The sequence below is a fragment of the Comamonas sp. NyZ500 genome, from assembly GCF_016772095.1.
Taxonomy (GTDB): domain Bacteria; phylum Pseudomonadota; class Gammaproteobacteria; order Burkholderiales; family Burkholderiaceae_C; genus Comamonas; species Comamonas thiooxydans.
In genome coordinates this window covers 93,011-104,896 of record NZ_JAEIJE010000015.1, presented here as the reverse complement: position 1 = coordinate 104,896, position 11,886 = coordinate 93,011, and the positions used below count along the sequence as shown (strand labels likewise).

The 11,886-nt window shown below is 60.9% G+C and carries 9 protein-coding genes; 4 read left to right on the top strand and 5 right to left on the bottom strand.

Annotated elements, in window-relative coordinates:
- Positions 1-124 precede the first annotated feature (124 nt).
- A complete protein-coding gene (locus JAO85_RS19580; RefSeq protein ID WP_012838404.1) occupies positions 125-2,017 on the bottom strand; it encodes an alpha/beta hydrolase in 1,893 nt (630 codons plus the stop codon).
- 204 nt (positions 2,018-2,221) lie between these two features.
- Between JAO85_RS19580 and JAO85_RS19575 the strand changes: the two genes are divergently transcribed.
- The gene (locus JAO85_RS19575; protein ID WP_039050799.1) at positions 2,222-2,536 is read left to right on the top strand and encodes a hypothetical protein; all 315 of its coding nucleotides are present in this window, start codon (positions 2,222-2,224) and stop codon (positions 2,534-2,536) included.
- Here JAO85_RS19575 and JAO85_RS19570 read toward each other — a convergent pair.
- Together JAO85_RS19570 and maiA are read right to left on the bottom strand one after the other, a co-directional pair.
- On the bottom strand, positions 2,453-3,370 hold the full coding sequence (locus JAO85_RS19570) for a polyphenol oxidase family protein (protein ID WP_202788807.1): 918 nt from the start codon (positions 3,368-3,370) through the stop codon (positions 2,453-2,455). The genes JAO85_RS19575 and JAO85_RS19570 overlap by 84 nt on opposite strands.
- Positions 3,371-3,380: 10 nt before the next feature.
- Positions 3,381-4,046, bottom strand: coding sequence for a maleylacetoacetate isomerase (gene maiA / locus JAO85_RS19565; protein WP_202788817.1), 666 nt, complete (start codon positions 4,044-4,046; stop codon positions 3,381-3,383).
- A 162-nt stretch (positions 4,047-4,208) separates the two neighbouring features.
- Here maiA and JAO85_RS19560 point away from each other — a divergent pair, with 162 nt between their 5' ends.
- From JAO85_RS19560 to JAO85_RS19550, 3 genes are all read left to right on the top strand, one after another.
- Complete coding sequence (locus JAO85_RS19560) at positions 4,209-4,904, top strand: fumarylacetoacetate hydrolase family protein (RefSeq protein ID WP_202788806.1); 696 nt, start codon at positions 4,209-4,211, stop codon at positions 4,902-4,904.
- A 134-nt stretch (positions 4,905-5,038) separates the two neighbouring features.
- Positions 5,039-5,599, top strand: a complete 561-nt coding sequence (locus JAO85_RS19555) for an NUDIX hydrolase (protein WP_054075640.1) — start codon at positions 5,039-5,041, stop codon at positions 5,597-5,599.
- Positions 5,600-5,896: 297 nt separating this feature from the next.
- The gene (locus JAO85_RS19550; RefSeq protein WP_202788805.1) at positions 5,897-8,371 is read left to right on the top strand and encodes a bifunctional diguanylate cyclase/phosphodiesterase; all 2,475 of its coding nucleotides are present in this window, start codon (positions 5,897-5,899) and stop codon (positions 8,369-8,371) included.
- A gap of 75 nt (positions 8,372-8,446) precedes the next feature.
- On the opposite strand, the gene JAO85_RS19545 is transcribed toward JAO85_RS19550, so the two are convergent.
- Both JAO85_RS19545 and JAO85_RS19540 read right to left on the bottom strand, forming a co-directional pair.
- Positions 8,447-10,933, bottom strand: coding sequence for a YgiQ family radical SAM protein (locus JAO85_RS19545; protein WP_202788804.1), 2,487 nt, complete (start codon positions 10,931-10,933; stop codon positions 8,447-8,449).
- Positions 10,934-11,169: 236 nt separating this feature from the next.
- The gene (locus JAO85_RS19540) at positions 11,170-11,709 is read right to left on the bottom strand and encodes a PepSY domain-containing protein (protein WP_202788803.1); all 540 of its coding nucleotides are present in this window, start codon (positions 11,707-11,709) and stop codon (positions 11,170-11,172) included.
- Positions 11,710-11,886 lie beyond the last annotated feature (177 nt).

Sequence of the window (11,886 nt, the reverse complement as noted above, 5' to 3'; positions counted from 1 at the left end):
TTCTTACAAGTGATGCATGCGTGCGGGTTGCATCCTGTTCATCGTGCCACCCGCCGCTTCCTATCACGATGCGAGCCTTGTTTGCTGCACCGCAATATGGAACTGATTGTGCCTCAGGCCTCGCTCAGGCTTTTGACAGAACGTAGCGACCCGGAGCATCTTCGATGGCTTCATAGGCACGTGCCCGGCCATAGCTCTTGGGAGCCGCGAGCTGCTTGCCTGCATGGCTGCCCAGCCAGGCACTCCAGTCCGTCCACCAACTGCCCGGATACTCCGTGGCCTCGGCCAGCCAATCGTTGAACGCCTCGGGAAACTCGCCATCCTCACGCAGCCAGTGGCTGCGCTTGTTCTTGGCCGGCGGGTTGATGACGCCGGCGATATGGCCGGAGGCACCCATCACGAAACGACGCTCACCGCCCAGTACCTGCGACGAGGCATAGGCCGCAGCGACAGGAACGATGTGGTCCTCGCGCGAGCCGTAGATATAGACCGGCATCTTGAGCTGACTCATGTCGATCTTCTCGCCGCACACGGTCAGCACGCCGGGCTTGATCAGATTGTTCTCGAGGTAGAGATTGCGCAGATACCAGGCGTAGAACGGGCCGGGAAGATTGGTTGAGTCGCTGTTCCAGTAAAGCAGATCGAATGGCGGCGGTGTCTCGCCCTTGAGGTAGTTGCCCACCACATAGTTCCAGACCAGATCGTTCGGGCGCAGAAAACTGAAGGTGGATGCCATGTCCTGGCCCTTCATCAGCCCGCCTTTGCCCATTTGCATCTCGCGCAGGCGCACCATGTTTTCATCGATGAAGATGTCCAGAATGCCTGTGTCGCGGAAGTCGATCAGCGTGGTCAGCAGCGTCATGCTGGCTACGGGAAAAGCGTGGGCCTCCACCTTGGCCGCAGCAGTTTTGCTGCCTGTCTTTGCAGCCGCAGCGCGGCTGCGGGGCTTGGCAGCTTGCGGCTGTCCATGCTCGCGGGCATGGCGTGCAGCCAGCACTGCCATCGCAGTGGAGAGCATGGTGCCGCCCACGCAGAAACCCAGCACATTGATCTGCGGCGCCTCGCAGATATCCTGAACCGTGCTCACAGCCTTGAGCACGCCATCTTCGATGTAGTCATCCCAGCTCTTGTGCGCCTGGCTTTCATCGGGATTGCGCCAACTGACCACGAAGGTGCGGTGCCCCTGGCTGACGGCATAGCGAATCACGGAATTGTCCGGCTGCAAGTCCAGAATGTAGAACTTGTTGATGCAGGGCGGCACCATCAGAAAAGGTTTCTCGAATACCTTGGCAGTCAGCGGCTTGTATTCGATGAGCTGGAACAGCTCGTTCTCGAAAACCACCGCGCCTTCGGTGGTCGCCACGTTCTTGCCCACGGTGAACAGGCTTTCGTCGGTCATGGAGACATGACCCTGGCGCATGTCGGCCAGCAGATTGGCAATGCCCTGAGCCAGGCTCTCGCCCTTGGTTTCAACAACCTTGTTGAGCGCATCGGCGTTCAGCGCCAGAAAATTGCTGGGCGCCATGGCTGCCACCCATTGCTCGACCGCAAAGCGCACGCGATTGCGTGTTTTCTCATCGCCCTGCACCGCCTCGGCCATACCGGTCAGCATGCGACTGCCCAGCAGGTAGTTGGCTGCGGCCATCGATGCAACGGGATTGGCGCTCCACTCTGGCTTGGCAAAGCGCTTGTCCCTGGACAGCAGGGCCTGAATCTGTTTTCCATCTGCCAAAGACTGCACCGACTGCAGGTATTCCTGCTGCAGCCCCTGCAGTTTGGCTGCATCGAACTGCACCGCTTGAGCCGAACCCGTAGCCATCTGGGGCATTGCCGATTGCATGGCATCCATGATTCCAGCCCAAGGGTTGGGTGCGGCCCCCAGACCTGGCATGGCGCTGAGCCCCATGGGAGCACCGGACTGCATCTGCTGAAGCGTCTGGAGGCTCTTGCTCCACTGCTCCTGCCAGAATTGTTGAATGGATTGGCCAGCCTGGCCCCAGCTCGGGTCAAAATTCATGCTTACATCCTAGTCAAGGCAAGCGACCGGCGATCTCAGGGTCTGGGGACGCTTGCGGAATCTGCAATACGGCTCACACGGCGGCATTGTCACCTATGTGCCAGGCAGTTCCGACAAGAAGCGGCCTCATTTTGCCGTTATGAAGCTGTTTTGACACAAAACAACCCGGAGCCAGCATGCTTTCTGGCTCATTACAGAAACACCATGTACCTCATTGCCATCGCCTGGATGTACGTTGTCGTGATGATGACGATCGCCGAGGCCGCCAGCCCCGGCGGCACCCTGCTGGGTGCATTTTTCACCTTTGTGCTCTATGGTCTGCTGCCGCTTTCCATCGTGCTCTACATACTGGGCACGCCAGCCAGAAAGCGCCGCCTCAAAGCCCGGCAGGAACAGGAAGCGCTAGCTGCAGAACACGCGCTCCCCAGCCCCGGCTCAGGCGTCGCGCCAGATGCTGGCAGCCAGCCGCCCGCTGCCGCCCAGACGGGCGGCGTCGCGCCGGTGCGAGAAGAAACGTGATGCATTGCTGACCGTGCACCAGGGCAGACTGCCATCGTTGCCGAAGATTGCAGCAATGCCCAATGCAGCAAGCCTCTGGCGTGCCAGCTGAGCCAGATCGGCCAGATATTTGCCCTCACTGCCCGCTACCGGCACAAAATGCCGCGCAGCATCAGGGTCATGGGCCACAAAGATATCGCGTACCTCGGCCCCCACCTCGAAGGAATCGGGGCCTATACATGGGCCCAGCCAGGCCTGGGTGTGCGCGGCAATCCGGGAACGCTCCGTTTCGCCCGCTGAAAGCGATGGCTGCATCTGCACCTTGCGACAGAAAGTCTCGAAAAGTGTCTCCAGCACACCGCCGGGCAAGGGCCCGTCAGACGGCTTTCTACCGGGCGGCATGCCGGCCAGACCGCGCCAGCCCGCATGGGCCGCGCCCACGACCAGCCCCGAATCATGGGCCAGCAACACGGGCAGACAGTCTGCCACCATGACGGTACAGACCACGCCTGCATCGTCGGTCACGCAGGCATCGAAGGCTGCACCATTGGACTCGGCCACATTGCCTGCGTCCAGCGTCAGCACCTCCACACCATGTACCTGCTGCAAGAACGCCGTGCAGGCACCAGGGGTGCGGGCCTGCAGCGCCGCATTGAACAGTTCACGGTTGTGGCGCACGTGAGCGGGGTTGTCGCTCACGTGGTCGCCCAGGTTCATGCTGCCCCAGGGTGCCTGGCTGACGCCCCCCTCGCGCGAGGTGCAGATGGCATGCACGCCGGGCAGAGCCGGCCAGTCGGGGACCAGCCAGGAGTCAGGCCAGAGGTCCGGTGGACCCGGCCTATAGGTCTCGCTCATGACGCCCTCTTCACTCAGCATCTGGACAGGCCGAAGGATGGGCATGCTGGAAAGCCGGCAAGGCGTTGCATCGCTCGACCACGTCCATCAGGCGCGGCAGAGCCTCGAGATTCACATTGAAGCGCTGGGCGTTGTAGATCTGCGGGACCAGGCAGCATTCGGCCAGCGTGGGCGCGTCACCCCAGCAAAACGTCGACGGCGCCAGGCCCATGGCCTTGCGTTCGGCATCCAGCAGCGCCAGCTGACGCTCGAAGGCTTCCAGGCCGGAGCGCACCCAGTGCGCATACCAGCCATTCTTGGCCTCGTCGCTGGCCCCCATTTGGTGCACCAGGTACTTGAGCACGCGCAGGTTGTTGAGCGGATGGATCTCGCAAGCCACCATCTGCGCCAATGCGCGCACATGGGCACGGCCCAGTGCATCCCTGGGCAGCAATGGTGTTTCAGCATGGGTCTCATCGAGATATTCGATGATGGCCATGGACTGCGTGAGCCAGTGCCCCTCGTCCGTCACCAGTGCGGGCACCAGCGCGTCACCCACATGGGAGGCATAGGCCACAGCCTTTTGTTCGCCGCGCACCAGATGCACGGGCACGGAGTCATAGGACAGCCCCTTGAGTTGCAGCGCAATGCGCACACGATAAGAGGCGGAAGAACGGAAATAGGTATGCAGCTTCATGATGTGAGCAGCATAGCGCGAGCCGCGCGGACTGGCATTTTCCCTAGGGCCGGAATACGTAAAAGCCGTCATCTGCCACGCCGTCTCCGGGCCTGCATCGTGGCACACTGCTTGCCACATCAACCATTGCTGATTTCAGCGCGTGTTCCTGCCGAGGACTTCATGAGTTACGTGTTCAATCCCCCTGCCGTTGCCAGCCTACCTGTTGTGGGCCGCGGCGAGCGCTTTCCCATTCACCGCATCTACTGCGTGGGCCGCAACTATGAGGATCACGCCAAGGAAATGGGCTTTACCGGCCGCGAGCCGCCGTTCTTCTTCATGAAGCCTGCGGACGCGACCGTGGCAGTGGAAGCCGGCAGCACCACCACCGTGGCCTATCCCACGCTGACCCAGAATCTGCACCATGAAATCGAGCTGGTCGTTGCCATCGGCAAGGCCGGCAAGAACATCAAGGCAGCCGATGCACTGCAGTACATCTACGGCTATGCCGTGGGTCTGGACATGACACGTCGCGACCTGCAAAACGACATGAAGAAGCAAGGCCGCCCCTGGTGTATCGGCAAGGCTTTCGAGCAATCCGCCCCCATAGGCCCCATCACGCCAGCCGATCGGGCGGGAGACATCGTCAACGCCGAGATTTCGCTGCAGGTCAATGGTGACTATCGCCAGCGCAGCCACATCCACAAGCTGATCTGGAATATCGCCGAAACCATTGAGCATCTCTCCAGCGCCTGGGAGCTGCAGCCCGGCGACCTGATCATGACCGGCACCCCCGAGGGCGTGGCCGCCGTGGTCAAGGGCGATGTGCTGGAAGGCGCAGTCACCGGACTTGAATCCGTCAAGATCCAGATCGCTTAAGAATCCCTGGCGCACAGGCAGTTTGCGCCGGCCAGGTACTCCGGGAGTCGCACCGCAAGGTGTGACTCCCTTTTTCATAGCTGTTTGCGCATGTTGTACCTGCGCTAGCGGCCTGATTTGCTTATAGTTGCGGGATGATTTTTCGCAGCCCCATCAAGTTCTGCCGCAATTGCGGCACCGCAGTCACCTACCGCGTTCCTGACGATGGGGATACGCGCGAGCGTGCCGTTTGCCCGGCCTGCCACACCATCCACTATGAAAACCCGCTCAATGTGGTCGGCACCCTGCCCGTGATGGACGACGGGCGCGTGCTGCTGTGCAAGCGCAATATCGAGCCGCGCCGCGGCAAATGGACGCTGCCTGCAGGCTTCATGGAGCTGGCCGAAACCACCAGCCGCGGAGCCCAGCGCGAAACTGACGAGGAAGCCGGAGCCGACATCGAGCTGGGCAGGCTGTTCAGTCTCATCAACGTGCCCCAGGTAGGACAGGTCCATCTCTTCTATCTGGCCCGCCTCAGAAGCACGCAGTTCTACCCCGGCCCCGAGACAATGGAGGCCCAGTTGTTCGCCGAGGCAGACATCCCCTGGGAAGAAATCGCGTTTCGCACCGTCAAGCTCACCCTGGAGCGCTTCTTTGCCGACCGCAGGGCCGGCGTGCTGGACCAGCCGCAGGTGCACTGCATGGACCTGCTCTGAATCGGCCAGATTGGTTACCCACTTTCTCACAGAAAACACCGCTCTGTCTTGGGGGGACAGAGGAAGTTGTCCGACGCCGGGTTCACTTCTACAGGCCAAAAATTACCAATAAATACAAATTGCGTGTGATCTGACATACCTCCTACGCAATACCGTGAAAGGTCAAGCCATGAGAGCGGGCATCGTGACGGTGTTCTGATCGTCAGCAGGCACATTGCCTTCTGGCAGTTTCATACCAGTCTGCCTTGTTGATGCCCTGACTCATGCATTTACAGTCAATTTACTGGATGAGGCGTCATGAAGGCATCTTTGAGCCCCACACTGAAGTCTCAACAATTGCTGCAGCGCGTCTGGGCTTTTGCGCTCCTGGCACTGATCCTGATGCTCAGCGCCAGCTGCAGCCTCTATCTGCTCTCCGCCGTGCGAGCTTTTGTCAACGGAGAAAGTCTCTGGTCCAAGGCCCAGAAAGATGCGATTTACTCGCTTTCCCGCTACGCGGATGAAGGCAACCCGATCGACTTCGCCCATTATCAGCGGGCCTTGCAGGTACCGCGTGGCGATGCCGAGGCACGTATTGCCCTCTACGACAAGCCCCTGCGCCTGGACCTGGCGCGCAAAGGCATAGAGCAAGGCCAGAACCACCCCGATGATGTCAGCTCCCTCATCTGGCTGCTGCGTACATTCCGCTATTTCAGCTGGGTGCAGGAACCCGTCGCGTACTGGAAGATGGGTGACGAATACCTGAATCAACTCGACACACTGGCCCAGGAAATCCGGCAAGGATACGAGGTCGGCAACATCAGCCGCGAAAACATTGCCACCTGGAAGCGCGAGATCGACCTGATCAACCAGGGCGTGACGGCCCTGACCAGAGCCTTCAGCGACTCTCTGGGCCAAAGCTCGCGCAACATCGTCTGGCTGCTGCTCGCCCTCAACGGCGCCCTGGCCATTGGCCTGGTGAGCCTGTGGATCTGGAATACCTGGCGCCTGATCCTGCTGCGAGAGCAGGTTCAAGAAGGCCTCAACAGCGAAAAAGAGCGCGCGGAGACCACGCTGGCAGCACTCAGCGATGCGGTCATCACCACCAATGCCAAGGGCATGGTCAACTATGTCAACCCCGCCGCCATAGGCCTGCTGGGTCTGCAAAAGCAAAGCTATCTGGACAAGCCCATCAAGCAGGTGTTGCAGTTCTACACCATGGACGCCTCCATCACCAGCGAAGGCCTGCTCGCTCAGCTTGTCAATGACACCAGGGAGACCACCGTCGTGCGTGACGAGCAAACGCACTGGGTTCGCCGCACCGACCACAGCATCGTGCCAGTCAAGGTGCTGGGCTCCGCCATGCAGCGCGATGGCCAGGCATCAGGGGCGGTCTTCGTGCTGCGCGATGTGTCGCGCGAGCAGCAGTACATGGACCAGATCTCCTGGAATGCACGCCACGACACGCTGACGGGGCTGGAAAATCGCGGGGAATTCGAGCGACGGCTGCAAAAAATGCTGACCCAGGGTCTGCACCAGGTCAAGCCCTACGCTCTTCTCTACATCGACCTGGACCAGTTCAAGCTCATCAACGAAACCAGCGGCCATGCCGCTGGCGATGAGGTGCTGTGTGAAGTCTCTCGCATGTTGCAGGCCAATCTGCGCGAAACCGATTGCCTGGCGCGCATGGGCGGTGACGAGTTTGCCGTGCTGCTGGAGAACTGCCCTCCTTCCAACGTCGCGAGCATTGCCGAGAAGCTGCGCCTGGCAGCCCAGCAACTGCAAACCACCTGGGGAGAGAAGATATTGCGCACCGGTTTTTCCATCGGTGCCGTGCATGTTCCCGGTGATGCGGTCAATGCCTCCGATCTGCTGCGCATGGTCGATATGGCCTGCTATCAGGCCAAGGAGCGCGGGCGCAACAAGGTCTTTTTCTACAAGGCCGAGGACGGAATCTACAGCCGCTATGTCAGCGAGATGGAATGGGCCACACGCATTCGTACCGCACTGGACGAAGACCGCTTCTGCCTCTATGCCCAGAGCATCGCACCGCTACAGGCTCGCAAGCACAGCCGTCACGGCGGCATGCACTTCGAAGTCCTGCTGCGCCTGCGCGATGAAAACGGCCAGATCCTGGCCCCCGGACATTTCATACCCGCAGCCGAGCGCTACGGCCTGATGCCATCGCTTGACCGCTGGGTGATCACCAGGGCCCTGCAGACACTGGCGCAGCAGCCCGGACACGCCAAGCTGGTGGAAACCTGCGCCATCAACCTCTCCGGTCCCAGCCTGGATGACGACGGCCTGCTGGAATTTGTGAAGGAGCAGTTGCAGCAGCACGCAATTGCGCCGCAAAAGCTATGTTTCGAAATCACCGAAACCAGCGCCATTGGCAACCTCAGCAATGCCACACGGCTGATTCAGTCGCTGCGCGCCCTGGGTTGCCGTTTTGCCCTGGACGACTTCGGCGTCGGCATGTCGTCGCTGACCTATCTGAAGCAGTTGCCCGTCGACTATCTCAAGATCGACGGCGGCTTTGTGCGTGACATGCTCAAGGACAAGGGAGACCACGCCATGGTGGAGATGATCAATCGCATCGGCCAGACACTGGGCAAAAAGACCATTGCCGAGTTTGTCGAGAGCCGCGAGATTGCCGAGGAACTCATGACCATGGGCGTGGATTATGTGCAGGGCTACGCCATCGCCCGCCCCAAACCCATGACCAGCGAATACTTTGCCCCCACGCAGGAAAACCAGCTGCCGCAGTGGTGCGGGGCTCTGGCCATGGGCTGACAGCAGCGCACGCCAATACAAAAAAACGACGCATCAAGCGTCGTTTTTTTGTCGGCGGCAGTCAGGCTTCAGCCATCAGCGCGGCTTGCGCGAACCCTGGCCCGCTGGCTTGGCGGGCCTTGCCGCAGTTTTGAAACCGGGCTTGGCCTTGCCAGTCACACCCGCGCGCGGCGGCAGGCCGGTATGCTGGGTCAGCAGCTTGCCCGGTTGAGGCTGGCTGCTGCGGAAGCGCACATCGCCCTTGGGCTCCAGGCTCGCCTCTTCGCTGCGGCGTCGCACGGCCACGGCCTTGCCGTCCTTGTTGGTGGTGTAACCAATTCCGCCCCCCACCTTGGACGAGGTGCTGTTCTTCTTTCGTGCACTCTGATAGCTGCCGTCGACCAGGGGCTGGAAGGTCGGGATCAGGTGCTGCTTGCCGTTGCCGATCAGATCGGCGCGCCCCATGGTCTTGAGCGCCTCGCGCAGCAGCGGCCAGTTGTTCGGGTCGTGATAGCGCAGGAAAGCCTTGTGCAGACGGCGGCGCTTTTCACCGCGCACGATGTCCACGCGCTCCTCGGCCTCGTCGCGCATCTGGCGGCGCACCTTGGTCAGCGTGTTGCGGCCGCTGTGGTACATGGCCGTGGCCGTGGCCATGGGGCTCGGGTAGAAGGTCTGCACCTGATCGGCACGGAAGCCGTTCTTCTTGAGCCAGATGGCCAGATTCATCATGTCCTCATCGCTGGTGCCCGGGTGGGCGGCGATGAAATAGGGAATCAGAAACTGCTTCTTGCCGGCCTCTTCGCTGAACTTCTCGAACAGCTGCTTGAACTTGTCATAGCTGCCGATGCCCGGCTTCATCATCTTGGTCAGCGGACCTTGCTCGGTGTGCTCGGGCGCGATCTTGAGATAGCCGCCCACATGGTGCTGGACCAGCTCCTTGACGTACTCTGGCGACTTCACCGCCAGGTCGTAGCGCAGGCCGGAACCGATCAGAATCTTCTTGATGCCGGGCAGCTTGCGCGCGCGGCGGTAGATCTTGATCAGCGGACCGTGGTCGGTGTGCAGGTTCTGGCAGATGCCGGGGAAGACACAGCTGGGCTTGCGACAGGCCGCTTCGATCTGCGGGCTCTTGCAGCCCAGGCGGTACATATTGGCCGTGGGCCCGCCCAGGTCGGAGATCGTGCCGGTAAAGCCCTTGACCTTGTCGCGGATCTCTTCGAGCTCCTGGATGATGGAGTCTTCGGAACGGCTCTGGATGATGCGGCCCTCGTGCTCGGTGATGGAGCAGAAGGTGCAGCCGCCGAAACAGCCGCGCATGATGTTCACCGAGGTGCGAATCATCTCCCAGGCCGGAATCTTGGTGGCGCCCTCATGGCTGCCGCTTTCGTCGGCATAGACAGGATGCGGGCTGCGCGCATACGGCAGGCCGAAGACCCAGTCCATTTCGGCCGTTGTGAGAGGAATGGGCGGCGGATTCATCCACACATCGCGGGCCGTGGTCCCCTCGCCGTGAGCCTGTACCAGCGCACGGGCATTGCCGGGGTTGGTTTCCAGGTGCAGCACACGATTGGCGTGGGCATAGAGAATCGGATCGCTCTTGACCTCTTCGTAGCTGGGCAGACGCAGCACGGTGCGCTCGCGCGCAGGCAGCTTGGACTTGCTGCGCAGCGAAAGATTGGGCACGAACTGTATGGGCTGGACCTTGGCTACCGATGCGCCGTCATTGGGGCCGTCCGCTTCCGATTTCGCAGCATCTTCCTTGGAGCAGCTCTGGCCCTGGGCCTCGGCCTGCTCGCTGGTCGTCATATAGGGGTTGATATGGGGCTCGACCTCGCCGGGCTCGTCCACCGTGGTGGAATCGACCTCGAACCAGCCCTCCTCCGAAGCGCGGCGAAAGAACGAAGTGCCGCGCACATCGGTGATCTGCTCGATCGGCTCGCGCGCCGCGATGCGGTGCGCCACTTCGACCAGGGCACGTTCTGCATTGCCGTAGAGCAGGATGTCGCACTTGCTGTCCACCACGATGGAGCGACGCACCTTGTCGCTCCAGTAGTCGTAGTGGGCAATGCGACGCAGCGAGCCCTCGATGCCGCCCAGCACGATGGGCACATCCTTGTAGGCCTCGCGGCAGCGCTGGCTGTAAACGATGGCCGCGCGGTCGGGGCGCTTGCCGGCCACATCGCCGGGGGTATAGGCATCGTCGCTGCGAATCTTGCGATCAGCCGTGTAACGGTTGATCATCGAGTCCATGTTGCCGGCCGTCACGCCCCAGAACAGATTGGGCTTGCCCAAGGCCTTGAAGGCCTCGGCGCTGGTCCAGTCGGGCTGGGCGATGATGCCCACGCGAAAGCCTTGCGCCTCCAGCACACGGCCGATGACGGCCATGCCGAAGCTGGGGTGATCCACATAGGCATCGCCCGTGACCAGAATGATGTCGCAGCTGTCCCAGCCGAGCTGATCCATCTCCGCACGGCTCATGGGCAGGAACGGCGCCGGACCGAAGCGCTTGGCCCAGTACGGCTTGTAGCTGGTCAGCGGCTTGGCATCGCGGTGGAAAAAGGAAACATCAACCGGGGCGTTCATGTGGATGGGCTTTATATGGCCTCATGGCCTATTCGGAGAAACAACCCGTCAGTGTACTTTTCCGCCCTCAGCCTTGCACGAGCAAGGTCTTGCAGAAACAGGGTTGAACTCTGAACTTCATAGCATCCAGCGCTTTCCTTCATTGAAATTCGATGCATAACACACCTTAAATCATTGAAATACAAGCGCCAGGCACTCACTTCTTAATAGCACCAGAATCCAGATAACGCGTCGACTCAGTCCTTTTCCTGCCTCGTCACAGCGCCGGAGGCAGGATCAAGCCTGAGCTTCATGACCGTCTGATCGGCGCGCAGCATCTTGACCTTGTAGCTGGTCTTGCCCCAGTCCGAATCCAGCTGGGCCTCCAGCGGCTTGCCGGGCAAGGCGGCAACAGCTGCATCGACGGCCTGTACCAGCGTGATCCGGGCATCGGCCAGGCGCTTGGCATGCTTGCCCTCGGCTCGCCCCTTGTTCTCCTCCACTGCGGCATCGCCCGTGTTGGCATTCACGCGCAGCTTGATTTCCTCATTCACGGGCGAGATCAGGGTGACCGAGTAATAAGGCGCAGCGCCTTTCTTACCCTCTTCCAGCTCGACATCGATCGCTTTTCCGGGAGCAACGGCCTGGGCTTTTTCGACGGCCTGGCTCAAGCCGATCTGCACGGCACCTGTCAAGGCCAGCCATTCGGCAGCCGACTTGGCCAGGGCCGGAGCCGCACTCAATCCACTCAGGCTCAGGGCTGCAGATAGCAGCAAGGTGCTGGGACGCAATCTCATGGACCAATCCTCCTACAGTGGCAATGACTCCAGTCTGCCTGGATTCCGTGGCACGGCCTTGTCGGATATCAAGCCATATCGACTTGTGGAAAATCCATCTCAAACTATTGATAGGCAAAGATTATCCGCTATGGAATCCGAGAGTCAGCACGCCGAGAACCCGCCAGGAACGAGCCT